The organism is Prevotella sp. P3-92 (genome assembly GCF_002251205.1).
In the GTDB taxonomy this organism is placed as follows: domain Bacteria; phylum Bacteroidota; class Bacteroidia; order Bacteroidales; family Bacteroidaceae; genus Prevotella.
On record NZ_NPJE01000062.1, the window covers coordinates 128758 to 151124 of the forward strand.

The following is a 22367-nucleotide window of genomic DNA, read 5'->3' on the forward strand; positions in this document are numbered from 1 at the left end:
AATAACTATAAAGATATTCTCAGCAACAGATGCAAAGAAAACCAAACAAAAGGTTCATATATACATTGGTAGCCATAGTCCTTTTCAGCACTATGGCTGCCAATGCTTCGTCTCCCAACAATCATACAAGAACATACACCAACGAACATCCGCTGATCTATGAAGACTGTTGGGATATGTACCCCTACTCCTTTCTTAACGAGCAGGGCAAGCCCGACGGCTACAACATCGAGGTCATTAAGATGATCTTTGAGAAGCTCAAAATCCCTTATACCATTGTATTAAAGCCAGCCACACAAAACCAGGCAGACCTCAACCATGACAATGCCGACCTTATCGTCGTCAGATCAACAGGATTCTTCAGTCGCTTCGGCCATTATAGCCGCAACTCCATATCACTCATCACCATGAGTCTGGCAACACCAATCGACAAACCCGTCAACATCCATACGTTCAGCGACCTGAGTAAGCAGCGGGTCACTGTCCTCGACAGCGGTATGGTGCATCGCCTGATGATTGACTACGAATGGGGAGCGAATGCCATCCCCGTGAAAGACATCAACGAGGCCATTCTCAGAGTGAGCGATACCGAACAGGGGCAGGTCATCTGGTACAAGCCGTCGCTGGAGTATCTGAAGCGGACGTACGACCTCGACAACATCCAGATTACCGATGTCGATATCCCCCTGGGTGAGGCGCGTTTTGTATCCCACAACCAGCAATTACTAAACCAGATAGACAGTGTCTATACCCTGCTCAATTCCGAAGACCGCTTCGAACCGCTGCAGAACAAATGGTTCTACCCCGATCGTGGCGAATGGCAGATGCCGGCATGGGCATGGTGGCTGATGGGCATTGCCACACTGCTGACCATACCATTGCTGTATAGCCTATACTACTTCCGTCGCAAAGACAGGCAGCTTGCCAAGTCCTACGACTTGCAGAACCAGCGTATGTCGCTGATTCTTGAAGCCAGCGGCGTAAGAATGTGGACCTACAACGTCCACACCAAGTCCTTCAACTGGTATGATCGCGACAGCATGAACTATATCACCTATCCTGCTGAAAAATTCTCTCACCGCTACTACCCTGGCGACTTCAACCGTCTGATGCGTGTCATCGAGCAACTCATAGACGGGAGCATCACCGACGAACAGGTATCGCTTGACATCAAGGCGATGGATGCCGAAACAGGCGACAATCAGGAACACGACTTCCAGATACAGCTCTCCGTCCTGCAGCGCAACAAGAAAGGCAACCCTATTGTCATTCTTGGCACGAAGAAAGATATTACCGACGAACTCCGCATGGAGCAGGATGCCGAAGAGCGACTCATTCGCTACAAGACCATCTTCGACAGTTCGACGATCGGCATCATCGTGTTCAACGCAGAAGGACAGCTCACCAATATCAACGAAAAGGCATGCAGCCTCTTCCAGTGCGACAAGAAAGACATCATCCGCCAGTCGCCCTCTTTCCGTACACTTTTCGAACTCGAAGAGGATCACATCGAAGCGTTGGACGGTGTATCGATGTGTCGAAAGGTGGACTTCGACAATCATCTCACCAGCAAGGAGCTGGGCCATATCATCAACCAGAGCGGCACACAGATCTTTGAGATTCACATGATGGTGGCTTGCGACGAAGCCAACGAGCACGCCAACAATCTGTTGGTGGTCGTAGAGGACATCCGCCAGCACATCGAGATCAAGAAGCAATGGAAAGATAAATTGGCAAGGAAACGAGACCTGCAGCATCAGCTCGACAACTATATCGACCATACCAACTACCTCTTGAAGGTCAGCGGCATGCGCATAGTGCACTATTCTCCAGAAACCCATACGCTGTGTGTCAAAGACAATCTCAGCCATGTGCAGTACGAACTGACCCAGACCCGTTGCATGACATTGGTTCACGAGCGTTCGCAGAAACGCGTCATGCACCTGTTGAGCAAGATGGACAACCGTTCGCAGGAACCTTTCTGCATGGAGGTGATGACCGTCATCCGTTCGGGCGAGAACCCGTTGTGGCTCAGATTCTGCATGACACCTGTTCATGATGATATTGAAGAGAAAGACGCCTATTTTGGCATCTGCTACGACATCAGCGAACTGAAAGCCAACCAACTGCGTCTGGACGAAGCCTACAGCACCGCTCGCGAGATTGAGCATGCCAAAAACAGCTTCCTCAAGAATATGTGTTACGAGATACGCACACCGCTGACCGCCGTTGTGGGATTTGCCGAAATGCTCTCTACCGACATCACCCCAGAGGACGAGCATGTATTCACCAAAGAGATACTCGACAATTCCGACCACCTCCTGCGACTGATAGACGAGATACTCTTCTACTCGCGCATCGACTCCGACATGGTGAAGATCACCCCGACACCCACTGAGTTTACCGAACTCTTCAAGACAAACTGTCAGCGGGGATGGGACATGGCACACCCCAACGGTGTCAATTTCATCATGGAAATACCCTACGACCAACTGGTTCTCAATATCGACGGCAACAACATAGCCCATCTGCTCACATCGCTCATCAGCAATGCCGCCTTCAACACGAAGCACGGTTTTGTCAGAGTGCGTTTCGACTATATCGGTCGCCGTCTCATCATCTCCGTAGAAGACACCAGCGACGGCATCAGCGACCGCGAGCTCCAACTCATCAAGCAGCATACCGGCGGCAGCATCGACGAGCGCATCGGCATCAGTCTGCCCGTCTGCAAGCAACTGGCAGAGATGATGAACGGAACACTGGAAATCAGTTCTGAATCAGGACAGGGCACCATCGTATGGGTCAGCATTCCCTGTCAGGCATCACTTATCAAACGTAAGAAGTTCATTTAACCATGAAAGTTAGTTTTCTGAGACATATCATGACATTGATTGCTGCCCTGCTGACCGTCAGCACGGCATGGGGAGACGCACCGCGCCAGAAGACACAGTACCAGCGCAGATACGACGCTGCCCACCCCGTCATCATTGTGGGCGACTGGGACAAGCCGCCCTATGAATTCCAAGACGACACGGGCAGGCCTGCCGGCACCAATGTTGAGATCATGACAGAAATATTAGACCAACTCGACATCCCTTATAAATTCGTACTGAAAGAGTGGGCCAATGCCCTCAAGACCTTCGAACGTGGCGATGCAGACCTGATTTTTGCCAATGTCGGACGCTACAGGAAACCGCCTTTTTGCTATACCCGCAACATCATCAACTACAACCGCATCGTGGCAGTCACCTGCGGCACAACATCGTCCAACAGTTCACTCAAAGAACTGGTGGAAGCCGGTACGGTATTGAAACCAGCCGACTATACGGAACATTATTTTCTTGAAGAAGACTCATCCTATCTCAGCCAATTGGAATTTCAGTCGCCCACGACAGCCCTTATGGGCGTATTGGCACACGACTTCAAATACTACGTATGGGGTGAAGAACCGCTGAAATGGAAAATCAGACAACTCAATATGGACAAGTCGGGACTCATCCTCAACGATGTGGGCATACCCGTCAGCGAGATCCACGTCATCGGACGCGATACGAAACTCATCGCAGACATCGACTATGTCTATTCCCAACTGAAACAGCACGGACGGGTGGCACTCATCAACGACAAATGGCTGCATCCAGAGCGCATCCGTAAGAAAACCATCCCCATGTGGGGGTATCTGATGATTGGCGCGGTGATGTTTGCCCTGATGTGCTATATGGGCACCCGCATAGCGAGAGGGAGGGTGCGCGCCAAGAGCCAGCGCAACAGCGAACTCGATGCCATGATGACGCGTGCCCTGCAGATGGGCTACCACTACGTATTTCAGTACGACCTTACCTCGCGCATACTGGTCAATCAGTACGGCAGTCTGCTGCCCGACGAGGGTATGTCGTGGTTCGACTTCAGCCAGCGCCTCCACCCTGCCGAACGCAACAACTGGGTGAGACGGCTCGAACAGCTGAGAGACGGCAGCATGGACAAACACGTGGAACTGAGTGGACGATGGAATGCCGGCACTAAAGACAAGCCGATATGGAAACACCTGCGCGGCCACTTCGCCGTCGAGCAGGATGCCTACGGACAGCCAGTAAACATCTATGCCACCATAGTCGATAAGACCCACAACGTAGGACTGATCCACGAAGCCAACAAGATGGAGCGGAAGTTCCTGCAGTTTTTCCAATTCTCAAAGGTGGCCATGGCAGTCTATAACCAAAACGGATGGATAGAAAACAGCAACGAAGAGATGAAACGCATCTGTAAAGCTGATGCGAAAAACGCACGATTGCTGCAGAAGACTTCACTTTTCGACATGCCGATGTTTGCCGACGCCTTCAACGAGAGTCGCCACGACCCCATCTTCCTCTGCCACCTTGCCCCCGCAGACAGCGACCAGGGTCGCGAGGCATGCGTGGAATACAACGTCGTCCCACTCTTCGACTACTTCGGCCGTGTCTCCAACTACCTCCTCATGGCTTACGACATGAAAGCCCAGAGCGACACCTACCACCATCTCATCATGTGTCAGCACGAATGTGATACGCTCCAGCGATACATCGACTATAACGAGAAGCGACTGAAATTCATGTTGAATCACTCCGACTGGACGATGTGGGATCTCGATCTACGCAATAAGATGATCTACTATTCCCACACGCTGAAACATGCAGACTACGTCATCGAGTTTGAGAAATACCTCAGACAGCTGCCCCCGGAACTCTACGACGAATACAAGATCAGCGACGAGAGCATCGGCCTCTTCCAAGGACCATTCCACGTGAAGCGGCAGCTCAACTCCTCCGCATTCAGCAAAGGTCCGTGCGCCCACGACATCTACGGTCGCTTGCGCAAAGGCGACGACGGATCCACTTTGGGCTACAGCGGCATGCTCCACGACATCACCAGACTGGAGAATATCAAGAAAGAAGTGGTCGAGATCAGCGAGAAAACCAAGAACAGCGCCCAGCAGAAGAGCGTCTTCCTCGCCCAGATGACCCACGAACTGCGCACGCCCCTCAACTCCATTGTAGGCTTCTCCGACATGCTGAAATATGCAGAATCAGCCGGGGAGCGTGAACGCTTTATCCACATCATCCGCACCCATTGCGACATCCTGGTGCGTCTCATCAACGGCATCCTCGAAGCCTCCACCATCAACGACAACCCGATGGACGTCAAGCCCGCCGAAGTTGACTTTGCCGAAGAGTTTGAATACCTCTGTCAGTCCATCGAGATCCGCGTGCAGCGCCACCATCTGCGCTTTGTCACCTCCAAACCCCTGAAGAAGCTCAGAGTATCGATCGACATCGGTCGCGTGCGCCAGATATTCAGCAATTTTGTGAGCAACGCATTGAAATACACGAAGAAGGGCAGCATCTGGGTAGGCTATCGCCTGGAGAAGCGCAACGGTCAGATGGGCATCTATGCCTTCTGCGAAGACACCGGAACGGGCATACCCCACGACAAGCAAAAAGCAGTTTTCGATCGTTTCGTCAAGCTCAACGAGTTTGTGCAGGGCACAGGCCTCGGCCTCTCCATCTGTAAGTCCATCGTCACCGCCTGCCATGGCGACATCGGCGTAGAGAGCGAAGTGGATAATGGTTCTAAATTCTGGTTCTGGATTCCTGTGGAGGTTATTGAAAAGGAATAGAGGTAAGGGCGCTTCACCCCGTTCTCATATACCAAAGTTATAGTTTTTCACAATATTTCAACCACTCGACCACGTATCCACGTAACTTACTAACATAGAGATTATTATAGAGCAGTAGATTATTAGATTATCGGCCACACATACAAGCAAACTCTTTGTCAACATCAATCCCATGTGTTGGCAATATCTTTTGCCAAACGTTAGACAATACACTTGCTAAACGTTGGAAAACACCTTTATCAACGTTGGAAAACACCTTTATCAAACGTTAGATAACACCTTTATCAAACGTTAGATAACACCTTTATCAAACGTTGGATAATATTTTTATCAAACGTTGAATAATACCTTTATCAAACGTTGGATAATATTTTTATCAGGCATCGGCAAAAGTCCTGATAAACATGGGCAAGATATTCTCTGGTGGTCGAAGTGTGGTCGAAACACGTAAATATAAAGTCATCGACCACCGCTTAAAGCATTGCGCAATAGCGCATTATGCCTCAGCGGTGGTCGAGTGGTCGAATATTTTTGAAAATCATAAATAAACCTCATCAGACGCTGCACCACATTGGCTACAGCAACTGATGAGGTATCATCCAATATCAGCATTGGACAGTGTGGACTTATGGGCTGGAAGTTATGCCAGCAATGCCTGTTGCAACCAATAGGTCACAATGCCTGCAAGATAGCCGACGAAGGCAATCCACGTGATGCGCTTCAAGTACCAACCAAAAGTGATTTTCTCTAAGCCCATGACAACAACACCGGCTGCAGAACCGATGATGAGCATCGAACCGCCTACTCCGGCACAGTAGGCGAGCAACTGCCAGAATATGCCGTCGATGGCCATGGCACCTGTCTCGGCTACGGGATACATACCCATACAGCCTGCTACCAGGGGCACGTTATCGACTATGCTGGAGAGGACACCGATGATGCCGTTGATGACATAATAGTTGCCGACAAAGACTTCGTTGAGTCCGGTGCCCAAGGCGGTGAGGACGCCGATCTCCTGCAGCACGGCTACTGCCATGAGGATGCCGAGGAAGAACATGATGGTGGAGAGGTCGATGCGCGACAGGAGGTCGCTGACGCGCTTTGCCATAGTGTCGTCTTCGCTAGTATTGTGATGGAAGATCTCGGTCACGGTCCACAGTACGCCGAGCACGAGGAGGATGCCCATGAACGGAGGAAGATGGGTGATGCTCTTGAAGATGGGCACAAAGACCAAACCGCCTACGCCGAGCCAGAAGATGATGTTGCGTTGCACCTTGGTGAACTGGCTGATTTCGGCGGTGACGAGGTTCTGCTCTTTATCAAACTTTCCACTCAACGAATATTGCAGGATGAAGGCGGGCACCAACATCGATACCAACGAGGGGATGAAGATTTCAGTAAGGATGCCCTGAGTGGTGATCACTCCCTTGATCCACAGCATAATGGTGGTGACGTCGCCAATGGGCGAGAATGCGCCTCCTGAGTTGGCGGAGATAATGATCAATGCGGCATAGATGAGACGCTCTTCACGCGACTGTACCAGTTTGCGGAGTACCATGATCATGACGATGGAGGTGGTGAGGTTGTCGAGGATGGCAGAGAGGAAGAAGGTGGCAATAGCCACACGCCACAGGAGTTTGCGCTTGGAGCGTGTCTTCATGATGTCGCGCACAAAATTGAATCCGCCGTTGCTATCGACTATCTCTACGATGGTCATGGCGCCCATTAGGAAGAAGAGGGTGCCTGCGGCATCGCCCAGATGGTGCTCGATCACTTCGGAGATGTGGTGGAGTACGCCGTCAGAGGCTACATCGGGATAGTATGCTCCAGGTGATACCATCAGCAGGGTCCAGCAGACCACACACATGAGCAGCGCAATGGCTGCCTTGTTGATTTTCGTCAGACTTTCAAGGGTTATACAGAGGTAGCCTGCAACAAAGGCGACGATGATGAACATTGTAATTGTACTCATTTTGATGTAATATTTATTGTTATTTATTCAAGTTTCGCAACTGAGGGAATTGATTGAAGTTAAAGAAGTTATCACTCCCTACGGTCGTTCGGGAAGTTAAGAGACAATAGCCTTTTGCCGTAAGACGTAGGACATTTGTCCCTTAACTTCTCTCTAACTTCCCTAACTTCCCTTAACTTCCCACATGCGATAGTTCAATTTTTTATTGTTTGTTGCGCCAACAGAAGGCCAGGCGGAGGGTGTTTGGGGATAGAAGTGCAACAGGGGTGCGCCCTGCAGTCCGCTGCGCATCAGCTGCCATCCGTCATAGCGTGTCTTCTTATAGTTGATATCCACGAAGTTGATTTCCTTGAATTTTCGCCATTCCACACCACGTCTATCGAGATCGCGTATGCGGTTGGCTGGCAGATTGGTCACTTCGATGCGCAGGGTGTTCTTGCCCTTGCGCAAGGCGTCGCGGCAGTCGAGCTGGAAGGGTGCTGCCCATGCACAGCCGATGAACTTGCCGTTGATATATACGCGTGCCGACTCATAGACTTCGCCCAGCGAGATGATGCAGGCCTGGGCGGCTTGCTTTCTGGTCAGGCGGAAAGCGGTCTCATAGACTCCAGTGCCCATGGTCACCGAGGCGGATTCGCCAAGCGTCTCCCAGGTCTGCGGAGTCGGCATGGTGTAGGTTTCGCTGACGCGTGGCGTCTCGTCGAGGAACGACAGGGTCCAGGGGCCGTCCAGCGGCAGGGTCTCTGTCGCTACTGTCATACCGTATTGGCCTGTTGACAGGGGACGGTCGGCAGCTGTTCCTGTTTGCAGGATGATGCTCTCTCCCGACTGAAGACAGACGACAGGAGCGTCGGCAACCATAGGCAGACGGTTCACGTCGCCCGTCATGGGATTGTAGCAGACGATGTGTTGCGTAGGTACGGAGAGACATGCTGCGTTTAAGCGACAGTCGCGGGGCGAGAGATTGACAACGAAATAGATGTAGCCGTCGTCTGTCTTTCTTCTGATCATACGCACACCGGGATTCATTCGCCATGGTTCGGGTTTGGCAAGATGCGCCATCGCCTGTCGGTCTTCACCATAAATAATATAAGGTGTGAGGTTCTGTAACAGGCTCTGAAGTCTGTCGTCAACGGTGGTACCTGTGGGGATGATGATTCCCCTGTAGCGTGTGCCGCCAGGGGTGACGAGCTGTCCGCCATCGACCTTGACCTGTGCCAGTTGGCGGTCGCTGATATAGTCGCAATCGTAGCCGAGGCTGTCGATGCGGAGGATGCTCCGGATAAACTGCGGACATTTCTCGTCCATGGTATGGATGTCGAACTGCATGAGGAGGTCTTCCCCGCCCCTGCGGTCTTTGCTCTCCGACTTAGCATCATCATTGCGAGGACCGCGGATGCGCCACATGTCATGGACGGGCAGATAGACCAGGAAATCATTGTCGGGCTGTCCCATTTGCAGGAACGACTGGCAGCGTTCGATATACTGCATCAAGAAAGGGGCATCGCGCCAAATGCTGTTGGTGGGACTCATATCGACCGATGCATAGAATTTCCATCCGGGCCATGGATCATGCTCCGGGGTGTAGCAACTGCCATGAAAGAAGATGTGGTTGATGCCGCATGAGAACATCAGGTCGATGTCAGGCTTCATCTGCGACAAGGAGGTGCGGAAGTGTTCGGTCAACCAAGTGAGCGTCTCGCTGCTGGTCAGCGGCTTTCCCATCACATGTGCTGCCGACGATGCGTATTTCAGCATCGACACATCGCTGTAGTTCTTCAGGGTCATGCCGGGGTCTCTGCGCAGTCCGCGGATGCCAAACTCGGAGCGTCCGAAACCTTCTATCTCTGGTATATCTACGGCGGCATAAAGATCGAGCAGATTGGCAGGAGAACCGTGGGCTTGGTTTCTCACCGAAACCCCATTGCGGTGTGCCCAAGCCACCCACTGCTGGGTGAAGTTCTCATAGAGCAGGTCGCTCAACGTCTCACGATAGTCGTGGAGCGCCTTATTACCGTCACCACCGTCAAGAAGTTCAGGCAGATGGTCGCGCAAGTCGTAGCCACGACGTTTGAGAAATTCGTCGAAGAGCGAAGGGGTCCAGTTGGCCTTATACACCTCATAGGAGTCGTTGAAGAAGGTATGGGGATAAGGAGTCTTGGTGTATTCAAACGCTTGGGTGAACCTATTGAGATAATGTGCCACCGCCTGACGGTCAAAATGGTCGATGACGAGTCCTTCACCACCGGGTGCAGCGCGTTTCACCTTCTGACGCGTGCGTGAGGCATAGACGCTGATGACGCGCCACTGGCGTGGTTGACTGGTGGGATATACTCTGGTGCATTGCCATTGGGCATAGGGGCGCTCCTTGGCAGGCACTGCCAGTCGGTGCTGGTCGGACGGGCGCTTGTCGGAGGTGATCATGCTGTCAACGAACACGGCCTTGCAGGCTGCCTCGTCTATCGTGACCTCAGGACCTCCGAAGGGCCATCCTGTTCCGCAGTTCATATCTACCTCGATATGATGGGCGGCGGCAATCTGCTGCACGTCGCGCAATGCCGCCATCCACTGCGGAGAGAGAAATGGGAGTTCATGGGCTTCGTTGCCCTTCACACCATAGAGCGGTGTGATTTCCACTGCCCCAATGCCCACACGGGCATACTCGCCAAGGTTCCATTCCAGTCCCTGGTGGTCAACAGCAGATCCCAGCCACCACCATCGGGTGCCTGGACGTGCTTCGGGTTTGGGTGAAGGCCATGTCTGTGCGGTCGTGCCAAAGGCAGTCATCATGGCGATCAGCAGTAGGATATATTTTGTTTTCATTGTTTCACACCTTAATCATATACATCGTTCATATCACACACGGGTTTTATTCGTCCCTGGTGATCATGCGGTAAAACTCCACTCCGCCAAGGAGGAAACATCCGGTGCCGTAGTCTTCAAAATCGGGTACGCGGTCGTAACTCAAAGGCTGACCGGCAGAAGGATCTTTGCCCGTGCCTTGCATCCATCCGAGGAAGCCGTCCTTGTGAACCGCCTGTTGCACCATCCCCTGCCATGCCCGACGGCATGCCGGCTCATATTTACGTTCGTCAAGGAGTCCCTGGCGTATGCCCCATGCCATGCCATAGAGGAAAAGCGCAGTACCGCTTGTTTCGGGCATGGCATAATGGGTGGACACCAGACTGGGATTCCAAAAGCCATCCTCACGCTGACAGTTGAGCAAGGCGCGGCTCATGGCCAGGAAATCTTTTTTCAGTTCCTTATAGACCTTGTCTTTCGGCGACACCTGTTGCATGCAGCGCACCAAAGCGGCATAGACCCATCCGTTGCCTCTCGACCAATAGCAGGGTTTACCATCCGGCTCATGATAGGGCGCCACATAGTCGGCATCGCGCCACCACAATCCGTCTTTGGCATTGAAGAGTCCGCCTGCCAGCATGTTTCTGCTCCAACGATACATCATCATGGCATGTTGCTGGTAACGTTGATCGTGGGTGATGGCTGTCATCTGGAAATAGAGCGGCATGGCCATCTGAATAGCATCAATCCATGTCCACCAGCCATAGAGCGCATTGTTGGCTTTAGGATTGTAGGTTTTCATCTGCAGGTCGAGATTCTCTCTCACCTTACTGATCTTCTCATCGCCTCCAACCTGCAGATAGCGCATCAGGTAGGTCTGACCGCAACACTGGTCGTCGGCATTGCACGTGGTCACACCATAGCGGGGAGTCCACTGATGGGAAGCTGCCCAGCGGTCGGTATAGTCGGCATAGCGCGCATCGGGATCTATCTCGTAGAGCGCCATCAGTCCTTCATAATATACGGCACGGGTCCATAGATTGCTCGTGCGGCTGCGTTTCACCATAGTAGGCAACGTCGGGTCGGCATAGCGTCCCATGAAATAGTTGTTGACGCGACGCAAAACCTGCATTGTTTCTGCTTTTTCGCAGGTACGGGACTGTGCGGCAGTCAGTGCCAGGAAGACACAGACCACCCCTGTGGTACATCGTTTCATTCTCATGTTAAATTGGTTTTATCAGTAGTTTTGTTTGTTTTCAAGGTTCAAAGGTACGACATTATAATCGAAATACAAAATTTTATTTCCTATATTGTTTGTCATTTCGGAATTTCTCCGTATCTTTGTCGAAACAAACGATAACAGTATATAATATGATAGACGTTAAGCAGACATTATCCGCAGCCGAAGAGCGCATGGAGATGGCAACCATGTTTCTAGAAGAAGAACTGAGCCGCGTGCGTGCCGGTCGCGCCAACGTCGCCATCCTCGATGGCGTGCGTGTAGAATCCTATGGTTCGAAAGTACCCTTGAACCAAGTAGCTAACATCTCTACACCCGATGCCCGCACCATAGCTATCAAGCCTTGGGACAAAAAGCAGATTCGCGAAATAGAGAAAGCCATCATGGACTCGGATGTGGGCATCACACCAGAGAACAACGGTGAAATCATCCGTCTGGGTATCCCACAGCCTACCGAAGAGCGTCGTCGCGACTTGGTGAAGCAGTGTAACAAGATTGCTGAAAGAGCCAAGGTGGAAGTGCGCAACGTGCGTGCCGACATCAAAGACAAACTGAAGAAGGCTATCAAAGACGGACTCTCAGAAGACCTGGAGAAGGATGCCGAGAACGACTTGCAGAAATTGCACGACAAGTTCATCAAAAAGCTCGACGACTTGATGGAGGCCAAGAACAAGGAAATCATGACAGTATAAGCCCGTGAAAGGACTCGTCATAAAAAACACCGGCAGTTGGTACACCGTTCTTACGGACGATGGACCAACTGTTGACTGTAAAATCAAAGGGAATTTCCGACTACGGGGGATTCGCTCCACCAATCCGGTGGCGGTGGGTGACCGCGTGGAAATCATCACCAATCAGGAAGGCACTGCCTTCATCACCGAGATTGAAGACCGACGCAACTATATCATCCGCAAGTCTATCAATCTCTCCAAACAAAGCCACATCCTCGCTGCCAATGTGGATCAGGCTCTACTGGTCATTACCGTGGCACGACCGGAGACAAACACTACCTTCATCGACCGTTTCCTGGCTTCGGCAGAGGCCTATCGGGTGCCTGTGATATTGACATTCAACAAGACCGACACCTTGGCTGACGATGAACTGCATTACCAGCAGATGATGATCAGCCTCTATGAAACTGTGGGCTATGAGTGTCATGCCATTTCGGCTGCAACAGGTGACGGGGTAGCTGCACTAACCGAAAAGCTCACTGGAAAGATTACCCTGCTCAGCGGCAACAGCGGCGTAGGAAAATCAACCCTCATCAACTGCATCCTTCCGGATGTCAATCTGCGCACAGCAGAAATCAGCGATGCACACAACACGGGTATGCACACCACAACCTTCAGCGAGATGCTCCGTCTGCCCGATCAGAGCGGTTGGCTTATCGACACACCGGGCATCAAAGGGTTCGGCACCTTCGACATGGAGCGCAAAGAGCTCACCAGTTATTTCAAAGAAATCTTCGAGTACTCCAAACAGTGTCGATTCAGCGACTGCACACATACCCATGAGCCGGGATGTGCCGTTATCAAGGCGGTAGAGGATCACTACATTGCGCAAAGCCGTTATCAGAGTTATCTCTCTATGCTTGACGATAAGGATGAGAATCGCTATCGCGAAGCCTTCTGACTCCACTCGCTATCGAGAAGCCTTCTGCCCCCACTCGCTTACAGACAAACACCAGATGACACCTATCGAAGCACGATATTCCAATGGAGTGTCGTGTTTTTAAGGTTTTAGAGTACTGACTAACGACTTGGTTCTTTGGGATGAAGCAGGCATGCATACCCCAAAAAGCATCAGTCGCTGCAACCCAGAGGCTACAGCGACTGACGGTATATTGAAATATCACATTTTACTCACCTATTGTAATGGTGTATTGTGACATGAATGAAGCACCGGGCTGCAGATGGTTCATTAAGACTTTGTCCTTAAATTCACCTTCCCATCCGCGTGGGTCACCCAATCCATACCATGGTTCAAGACATACAAACGGGGCTTTTTTCTGATAGGGACTCCAGAAAGCCATCACCGGACATTTGTAGTCGAGCGTTACAGCAGGACGACCGTCGGTGTCGAGCAAAGACACACGATGGGTCTGGCAACGATGGAACTTAACGGAGTCGTCCTTGAAATATTCATCGTTGAAACGAATCACACCTTGATCGGTCTCTGCAGGAATCTCTGTCATCTCATGACTACCATCGGCAAAACTCTTCAGATTGGTCATCGGCTGAGCGTTGTCCAATACAAGGGTACCTTTCAGTTCGTCGCCTTTCTTCATGCCTGGCACATTGAAAGCTGGATGACCGCCAATCTGGAAATGGATCTCCTGGGTGTCAGTATTCTCCACATGCCAAGTCACAACAACCTTGTTGCCATCAAGACGATAGCTGATGGCGAGATTGAAATGATAGGGATAGACCTTCAGGGTCTCTTCACTGTCATGAAGGGCATACGTCACGCGGTCTTTGGATTGTCTCACCAGCGTAAACTCGGTATCACGGGCAAATCCATGACGTGGCAAATGATATTGCTTGCCATCAACGGTATAGGTATCGTTGTTGACGCTGCAAACAATAGGAAACAGTATGGGTGAATGTCTCGGCCAGAAATCAGGATCTGCCTGCCAGAGGTATTCTCTTCCGTTGTTGTCTGTGATGCTTTGGAGTTCGGCTCCCAGCGGTGCCACCTTGATGGCTATCCGTTCGTTTTTAAGTTCTACCATATTGTTGTTATTTGTTTTAGATATGTTTCATTATTCGTTTGGAATGACGAAAGTAGCAAAAACTTTTGATATTGACAAACTTTCTGTAAGTCTTTTAGTGTAAATTAACGAAACAACAACCGCAGCGTAGGATGTCACAAAGGACAATCTCTACACTGCGGTTGTAACCGATAACCGATGGTTCGGCGGGAAGATTCCGCTATCAGAACTGTTCGAGCAATCGGATTCGTTCTTCGGTGCTGGGGTGTGTGGCAAAGAGGCCGTTAATCATACTCATCACACTCTGTGCGTGACGACGGGGATGGATAATGAAGAGTTGGGCTACATCTTCACGCTCCACACGTCCGAGGCCTGGATTATTGGAAATTTTACGCAAGGCGGAAGCCAAGGCCAGGGGATTCTGGCACAGTTCGGCACCACCGGCATCTGCCATAAACTCACGTTTGCGCGAAATGGCAAAACGGGTCAGCAGTACAAAGACATAGGCAATGGCTGAGCAAAGCAGGCCGATGAGCAGCACGATGATGACGGAGAGTCCGCTGTTCTTATTGTCGTCGTCACTACTTACATGACGGTTGCCGCCGCCAAACCAGAATATGTTTTGTATGACATGCATCACCATGCTCATCACAGCCGATACTATACCTACGAAGATGATGCTCGTGATAAGCAAGCGGGTATCATGGTTGCGGATATGGGTCAGTTCGTGACCTATCACACCAGCCAGTTCCTCGTCGTTGAGTACCTTCAGCAGTCCGGTGGTGACGGTGACCGTATAGCTCTTGCGGTCAATACCGCTAGCAAAGGCATTGAGCTGCGGATCGTCAACCACACACACTTTTGGCATGTCCATACCTCCTGCAATACAGAGGTTTTCCACAATATTATATACCCGCGGATTCTCCCTGCGCTCTAAAGGGCGTGCGCCTGTGGCTTGTCTGACCATAGACGAGTTGAAGCAATAGGCAATGAGAAACCATACGGCCACACCGCCAATGACCCAAGGAATGGTTTGTAGGAAATAGTCGTTGACTACTGCTGCATCGAAGACATTGACCATATTGCCATATTCGTCATAATAATATGTGCCGAAATAGCTGACCAATGCCAGAAAGATCCATACCATCCCTAAAAGAATGGCGGGAAACAGCAAGAGCAACAAGAGGGTATAAAAATTGTTGCGCTGGATTTGTGTCTGAATACCAACGTATCTCATCGTTCTCACTTAGAATTTGATTTCGGGAGCTTTCTCAAACTGCGCACGTTGTTCCTGGGGTACTTCAAACATGGGTTCAGCATGGAAGCCAAACATGCCGGCGATGATATTGCCTGGGAATGTCTGTACGGCATTGTTGAGTTCACGAGTGGCTGAGTTGAAATAACGGCGTGATGCTGCTAGTTTGTTCTCGATATCCGAAATCTCACCTTGCAGTTGCAGGAAGTTCTGATTGGCCTTAAGGTCAGGATAAGCCTCAAGGGAAACTTTCAAACCTGACAAAGCGGCAGAGAGCTGGTTGTCTGCCTGTACCTTGTCGTTGATGGTCTGTGCGCCCATGGCAGCAGAACGGGCTTCGGTTACACGCTGCAGGAGTTCCTTCTCGTGGGTTGCATATCCCTTAACCGTTGCCACGAGTTGCGGTATGAGGTCAAATCGTTGTTTGAGTTGTACATCGATATTGGCAAAGGCGTTGATACGGTTGTTACGCAGTTTCACGAGATTGTTGTAGAAGAAGATAAGAATCAATGCAATTCCTACCACTGCCAAGATAATAACAAGTGTTGTACTCATAGTTTTTTCTATTAATCTATTAAATGAATATAATTCTTTTCTATTATAGACATCAAAGATACTGCCAAAGTTGCAGATTGACAAAAAAATTAAGCTTTGTTTACATCTTTACTGATAATTTATAGGAGATACAGCAAATTTATATAGGAGAAAGATGGGAGGTACATGGGACCTTCGTATTCCAAAGAGAGAAAACGGAAAAATCCGACTGGCAGTTTCCTTTACGAGGAGAAATCTGTCAATCGGATTCTGTAGAGTGACTTTAAATAATAGTCTAATTCATCTGGCGCAACACTTTCTCATAATAGTTTTGAGTGGCTCGCTTCGAGTAGTTGTGACCTCCATTCCATGCACGAATGGCATACTCCACGTTGTTTGCCTTGTTGTAGAACGACTGTATGAGAAGAAACATCTCTTTCGATTTCTTTGCATTGAATCGGTCGTTCATTGTGTAGCGCTTTTTGCTCTGCCTCATCTGCAGGATGCGATTGCATTCCTTAACGCAGATAGGTGTAATCTGCATGATGCCGCACGACTTACCACTTACGGCTTTAGGATTACCTTGACTTTCTACCTGAATAATCGCGCTGATAACAGGAGTCCAGTCAAACGAGCGTTCATTGTTCTTCGTTCCTGCCGAAGCATTGATGGAACAGGCCATCATGATGGCCAATGTAATCAATACATTTCTAGCAATCTTTGTCATAAATAATCCTGTTAAGCATGACCGTCTCACCACGAGACATTCAACCGTCACACTATTGTTAACGGGCACAAAGGTACGACTATTTTTTGGAACTACCAAACTTTACTCCGAAATGAGACGTTGATTATCAATTAATTAACATAAATCAACTGCTATTCACAGATGGAAATGCATAAAAAAAGGGGGCTTTCGCCCCCAATTATGCATGTTAACAAATCATCAATTATCCTGCTGAAAGAGTGGATCTTCTGGCATCACCATGATGGGTTTCTGATTATAGTCTTTCAGGAGTTTCTCGCTCACATATTTCTTATTGACTACGAGTCGGAACATGTATTCGCGGAACCATCTGTCGGTCATAATGAGGCATCCTTTCTGTCCCCAATCACCTCCCCAGGAGTTTTCAACTTTCCACTTTGTGGCCTTTCCGTTGGCATCAAGATCCACGGCAGTAAGTGTCATGGCATGGGTAGAGCCACTGTCGAATGTGGAAATGCGCTGGGCTTTGTCCATGGTGAATGAAGTACCGAAGAGAGAGGCATAGTCGAAATTCTCTGTATCGGCATAGCCACGTTTGCGGTCAAGTTGCTTGCCTACATCATAGCTGGAATAGAGCTTACGACCGTCTTTGAGCGATGCTACAGCGAGCTGTTCTATCTCATCCATAGGCAAGTTGAGGTACTTCCAGTTGTGCCCATCATAGGTATGGCGGTCGTATTCCACCTCATAGGTCTTATAATAAGGACGACGCGGATCGTTCATCACCATGATAAAAGTGCCATTGATAGGTCCACCAACCACTTCCTCTGCGAATGTCTTTGGAGTATAGTGTTTAACAGGAGTCTTTGCTCGTCCGTCCTTGCCTTTGAAAGCATAGTCAAACTCCTTGACGGGTTCACCAAGTGTAAGGGCAAGGATATTGTAGATTTCAGAAAGGGCGGTTACCTTAGCTTTCTGCACATCGGCTGTTTTCTTGCCATCTGCTACCATCTGGCGCAGTTTCAAACCATGTTCACGCAGTTTGGACTTGACGATAGAGGCCATCTTTGCCGTATTTTCTGCCGAGAAGCTTTCAGGTTGAACACTACTAGGCACAAGGCCGTACTTTTCTACCAAGTCTGCCACACCACAGAATGTTCCTCCGTCATTGATAGGACTTTGGAAGAAGAACTGCACGCGCTGGTCTTCAAATGGTTTCTTCGCATGATCTATCACGCCTTGAAGCATCAAGTTTGCCTTTTCAAGCTGGTCGTAGAAGAACAGATAGTTTTGCGAGAGCGAAACGGTCAACGAGTCTGTGCGTTTGGCAAAATTGCCACGCAGCACATTGAATCCGCTAAACATCCAACATCTTCCACTTGACTTTTGATTGGTGATAGACTGACTGGGTGTCTCCACACTAAAATAGGTATCGAAGGCTCCTGCATTGGCTTTGTTGACAGCCAAGCCGTCGATAGAATTGACAGCTACTGCATTTTGCAGCGCACGACTGGCAGGATTTGCCTGATGTTGCTTTTCAAATTGCTGCATCATCTGCGGAGAGATACCACCGGCATTTTGCGCCTCGGCATTGATGACGAGTAACATGGCTGCGGTTGTTGCCATTGCTGATTTGACGAAGTGTCGAGTAGTTATTTTCATTTGTGTCTTGCTTTTTTGGTTATTGATTTCTTTTTTTGCGTAGTAGTATTCTTCTTTTTGGTTTGCACAGTATTTTTCTTGTTTGTGGAAACAACAGCTTGGGGCTTATAATACTTCATAGCCTCAGGCATCCAGGCCTGTATCTGTGCTATACGTGTGGCATCGGTAGGGTGAGTGCTGAGCCATGATTTCGAGCCTCCACCAGTAGCTTGCGACATGCGTTTCCAAAAATCCACAGCTTTCTGTGGATCATAGCCTGCCATGGCTGCAAAGATAATACCGAGATGGTCGGCCTCACTCTCGTGGTTGCGCGAATATTTCGCACTTGCTCCCTTGGCTCCAAGTCCGAAAACCGTTCCGGCTATATTCTGCAGTCCGCTACTGGCACCTGCACCTTGCATCAAAACGCTGAGGGCTTGTGCGCCATATTGTTGTCTGATGAGCGTACTCATCTGCTCGGCAGAGTGCTTGGCCACCGCATGGGCTATTTCATGTCCGAGAACTATCGCAAGCGAAGTCTCGTCTTGAGTGACAGGCAACAGTCCTTCATAGACCACAATCTTACCACCGGGCATACAGAAAGCATTAACCTGCTTGTCTTGTACGAGATTGAACTCCCACTTGTAGTTGGCAACCTCACTGGAAAGGCCGTTGGCGTTGAGATAAGCCACAACGGCATTTGCAAGGTTCTGCCCCACTCGCTTCACCATGTTGGTATTTGCCACATTCGTGGAAGGTTTGGCGGTTTTCATGTATTCCGCATACTGTTGATTACTGAGGCTGAGCACTTTTTCGTCGCTCACCATCATGTGTTGTTTTCGTCCTGTAATAGGTACCGTCGTAGTGGTTCCACAACTGGCCAGTACGGCTACGGCAACTATCAAAACAATCAATTTAGCTTTATTCATTTTTCGTATTCTTAGTATCTTCTTTCTTATAGACATTAAATTGATATCAAATGCAAAGATACTACTTTTTTTGTACTTTAGCTATTTACAAAGGAAAAACATCATAATATTTACATAAAAAGCACTTCAAAAACCATTATTATACTACTAAAACAGCACGATCCCTACGGGGAAATATTACAGCGTATCAAAAACGCATAAATACGCATACCTATAAAATAAAATAGGGAATGAGACCGTATTTGTTGCATGATTCAGAAAAAAGCTGTACCTTTGTGCTGAAATTCAGAAAACTATTATGGGAAAGATTATTCTGACGGGCGACCGTCCTACAGGAAAACTGCACTTAGGCCATTACATTGGCTCGCTGCGCAGACGTGTTGAACTGCAAAATGCCGGAGGCTACGACAAGATGTTCGTATTCATGGCAGATGTTCAGGCACTGACAGACAATGCTGACAATCCAGAGAAAATCAGACAAAATATCATCGAGGTGGCCCTCGACTACCTTTCAGCAGGACTCGACCCTGAGAAATGCACCTTGTTTATCCAAAGTCAAATACCAGAACTGGCAGAATTGACCACCTACCTGATGAATCTCATCAGCGTAAGTCGCGTACAGCGCAACCCAACTGTAAAGACAGAAATCAAGATGCGCAACTTCGAGGCAAACATTCCCCTCGGATTCTTCTGCTATCCTGTCAGCCAAGCAGCAGATATCACGCTCTTCAAAGCGACTACCGTTCCTGCCGGAGAAGACCAGGAACCCATGTTGGAAGTGACTCGCGAATTGGTGCGTCGCTTCAACCAGACTTATGCACCGGTACTGGTAGAACCAGAAATCATGTTGCCCGAAAACGCAACAGCACGTCGTCTGCCCGGCACCGATGGTAAAGAGAAAATGTCGAAATCACTTGGAAACTGCATCTACCTCAGCGACTCTGCTGCTGATGTATGGAAGAAGGTGAAGAAGATGTCTAACGGAGAGCCACGTATGAGCTTGGACGAACCGGGACATCTTGAAGGAAATGCTGTTTTCACCTACCTCGAAGCTTTCAGTAGCGATGAAGACTTTGCTGAGTTCTGGCCAGAATTTAAGACTCTTGAAGAACTCAAGGCACAATATGTGAAAGGTGGTATCGGCGACGGAACAACCAAAAAGTTCCTCAACAATGTGCTCAATAAATTTATGGAGCCCATCCGCCAACGTCGTCATGAATTCGAGCAGGATATTCCTGAGATCTACAATATTCTGAAAAAGGGTACTGAAAAGGCGCGAGAGACAGCAGCTCAGACCATGTGTGAGGTACGTTCTGCCATGCAGATCAACTACTTCGACGATACCGAACTCATCCGTCAGCAGTCAGAACGTTTCAAGGGTTAAAGACTCTGATAGGCCGAGACTATAGCCGACACAAAACAGACACCAAAGAGATTATAATACAGCAACATAAAAAACGATTGGGTTATGGCAGATTACATCATGAACAACGTATGGCAGGTATGGGCCATCGCGGCCGTTATTTGTCTCATACTCGAATTATCGTCTGGTGATTTCTTTATCATCTGTTTCTCCATAGGAGCTGTGGCGTCGGCTATTGGAGCTGCAATAGGATTGAACATCTATTGGCAATTGGCAATCTTTGCAGCAGTAGCGTTGGCCAGCATCTTCTTTGTGCGCCCGATAGCATTACGCTATCTGCACAAGAACGAGCCCAACCGTCCTAGCAATGCCGATGCACTTATCGGACGAATAGGACGTGTCACAGAAACCATCAAGACGGGAGGCTACGGAAGAGTTGCCATTGACGGTGATGTATGGAAAGCTGTCAGCAATAGCGCCACCGACATCACAGCAGGATCTACAGTAAAGGTTACGGATCGGAAAAGCACCATCATCCAAGTGGAATCAACAACAAGTATAAACGAATAAAACCAAGACATTATGGAAGCATCTTTTTTCACCTATGTGCTCATCGCCATCATCATCTGCGTAGTAGTCTTCGCCAAGATGGCGCTGGTTATCATTCCACAGTCGGAAACAAAAATCATCGAACGTCTCGGTCGTTACTATGCGACACTCAAACCAGGCATCAACGTTATCATACCATTCATTGACCGTGCCAAAGCCATCGTCGTGCTGACACGTGGACGCTATGCCTACTCTGACAATATTGACCTCCGTGAACAGGTTTATGATTTTCCATCACAGAACGTAATTACGAAAGATAACATCCAGATGGAGATCAACGCGCTACTCTACTTCCAGATTGTTGATCCCTTCAAGGCTGTCTATGAAATATCAAACCTGCCCAACGCTATCGAGAAACTCACACAGACCACACTCCGTAATATCATTGGTGAACTGGAACTGGACGAGACACTCACCTCACGCGACACAATCAATACCAAGCTTCGCGCCGTACTCGACGATGCCACCGACAAATGGGGTGTAAAAGTCAATCGCGTAGAACTCCAAGACATCACGCCACCAACAAGTGTGCTCAATGCCATGGAGAAACAGATGCAGGCAGAACGAAACAAACGTGCACAGATTCTGACTTCAGAGGGTGAAAAAGCTGCGGAGATTCTTGCATCAGAAGGTGAGAAAACCGCTATGGTGAACCGTGCCGAAGCACAGAAGCAGCAAGCCATTCTCCATGCAGAAGGTGAAGCACAGGCACGCATCCGCAAAGCAGAAGCAGAAGCAAAGGCCATCGAACTTATCACCGAAGCCGTAGGAAAGAGCACTAACCCTGCCAACTATCTGTTGGCACAGAAATATATCCAAATGATGCAAGAGCTGGCAAATGGCGACAAGACCAAGACTGTCTATCTGCCATACGAAGCCACAAATCTCCTGGGAAGCATAGGAGGTATAAAGGACTTGTTTAAGACCACAGAATAACCAACACCTTAATATAA

16 protein-coding genes are annotated in these 22367 nt (G+C 49.4%); 7 read left to right on the forward strand and 9 right to left on the reverse strand.

What is annotated here, in order from left to right:
- The first annotated feature begins 92 nt into the window (after positions 1-92).
- Both CIK93_RS10935 and CIK93_RS10940 read left to right on the forward strand, forming a co-directional pair.
- Entirely contained in the window at positions 93-2852 is a 2760-nt protein-coding gene (locus tag CIK93_RS10935) for a histidine kinase dimerization/phospho-acceptor domain-containing protein (RefSeq protein ID WP_158215515.1), read from the forward strand.
- Between the two features lie 2 nt (positions 2853-2854).
- Positions 2855-5653 carry an ATP-binding protein gene (locus CIK93_RS10940; protein ID WP_094447387.1) on the forward strand — a complete coding sequence of 933 codons (2799 nt, stop codon included), beginning with the start codon at positions 2855-2857 and terminating at the stop codon, positions 5651-5653.
- A gap of 640 nt (positions 5654-6293) precedes the next feature.
- Here the strand turns inward: CIK93_RS10940 and nhaD are convergent.
- From nhaD to CIK93_RS10955, 3 genes are all read right to left on the reverse strand, one after another.
- Positions 6294-7625, reverse strand: coding sequence for a sodium:proton antiporter NhaD (gene nhaD / locus CIK93_RS10945; RefSeq protein ID WP_094447388.1), 1332 nt, complete (start codon positions 7623-7625; stop codon positions 6294-6296).
- A gap of 162 nt (positions 7626-7787) precedes the next feature.
- Complete coding sequence (locus CIK93_RS10950) at positions 7788-10448, reverse strand: glycosyl hydrolase (RefSeq protein ID WP_094447389.1); 2661 nt, start codon at positions 10446-10448, stop codon at positions 7788-7790.
- Between the two features lie 46 nt (positions 10449-10494).
- Complete coding sequence (locus tag CIK93_RS10955) at positions 10495-11643, reverse strand: glycoside hydrolase family 88 protein (protein WP_094447390.1); 1149 nt, start codon at positions 11641-11643, stop codon at positions 10495-10497.
- A gap of 155 nt (positions 11644-11798) precedes the next feature.
- On the opposite strand from CIK93_RS10955, the gene frr reads away from it, so the two are divergent.
- Positions 11799-12359 carry a ribosome recycling factor gene (frr, locus tag CIK93_RS10960; protein WP_094390439.1) on the forward strand — a complete coding sequence of 187 codons (561 nt, stop codon included), beginning with the start codon at positions 11799-11801 and terminating at the stop codon, positions 12357-12359.
- Between the two features lie 4 nt (positions 12360-12363).
- Positions 12364-13299, forward strand: coding sequence for a ribosome small subunit-dependent GTPase A (gene rsgA / locus CIK93_RS10965; RefSeq protein WP_094447391.1), 936 nt, complete (start codon positions 12364-12366; stop codon positions 13297-13299).
- Between the two features lie 226 nt (positions 13300-13525).
- Here rsgA and CIK93_RS10970 read toward each other — a convergent pair whose 3' ends face one another.
- The 6 genes from CIK93_RS10970 to CIK93_RS10995 all read right to left on the reverse strand — a co-directional run bounded on the left by CIK93_RS10970 (position 13526) and on the right by CIK93_RS10995 (position 19442).
- Positions 13526-14398, reverse strand: coding sequence for an aldose 1-epimerase family protein (locus CIK93_RS10970; protein ID WP_094390437.1), 873 nt, complete (start codon positions 14396-14398; stop codon positions 13526-13528).
- Positions 14399-14600: 202 nt separating this feature from the next.
- Complete coding sequence (locus CIK93_RS10975; protein WP_094435527.1) at positions 14601-15614, reverse strand: M48 family metallopeptidase; 1014 nt, start codon at positions 15612-15614, stop codon at positions 14601-14603.
- A 9-nt stretch (positions 15615-15623) separates the two neighbouring features.
- Entirely contained in the window at positions 15624-16187 is a 564-nt protein-coding gene (locus tag CIK93_RS10980; RefSeq protein WP_094390435.1) for a LemA family protein, read from the reverse strand.
- A 274-nt stretch (positions 16188-16461) separates the two neighbouring features.
- A complete protein-coding gene (locus tag CIK93_RS10985) occupies positions 16462-16893 on the reverse strand; it encodes a lytic transglycosylase domain-containing protein (RefSeq protein WP_094390256.1) in 432 nt (143 codons plus the stop codon).
- Positions 16894-17112: 219 nt separating this feature from the next.
- Complete coding sequence (locus tag CIK93_RS10990; protein WP_094390257.1) at positions 17113-18498, reverse strand: aminopeptidase C; 1386 nt, start codon at positions 18496-18498, stop codon at positions 17113-17115.
- 32 nt (positions 18499-18530) lie between these two features.
- On the reverse strand, positions 18531-19442 hold the full coding sequence (locus CIK93_RS10995; protein WP_094435792.1) for a M48 family metallopeptidase: 912 nt from the start codon (positions 19440-19442) through the stop codon (positions 18531-18533).
- A 298-nt stretch (positions 19443-19740) separates the two neighbouring features.
- Between CIK93_RS10995 and trpS the strand changes: the two genes are divergently transcribed.
- The 3 genes from trpS to CIK93_RS11010 all read left to right on the forward strand — a co-directional run bounded on the left by trpS (position 19741) and on the right by CIK93_RS11010 (position 22350).
- On the forward strand, positions 19741-20826 hold the full coding sequence (trpS, locus tag CIK93_RS11000; RefSeq protein ID WP_094390258.1) for a tryptophan--tRNA ligase: 1086 nt from the start codon (positions 19741-19743) through the stop codon (positions 20824-20826).
- A gap of 84 nt (positions 20827-20910) precedes the next feature.
- Positions 20911-21375 carry an NfeD family protein gene (locus CIK93_RS11005; protein ID WP_094390259.1) on the forward strand — a complete coding sequence of 155 codons (465 nt, stop codon included), beginning with the start codon at positions 20911-20913 and terminating at the stop codon, positions 21373-21375.
- 12 nt (positions 21376-21387) lie between these two features.
- Complete coding sequence (locus tag CIK93_RS11010) at positions 21388-22350, forward strand: SPFH domain-containing protein (RefSeq protein WP_094390260.1); 963 nt, start codon at positions 21388-21390, stop codon at positions 22348-22350.
- Positions 22351-22367 lie beyond the last annotated feature (17 nt).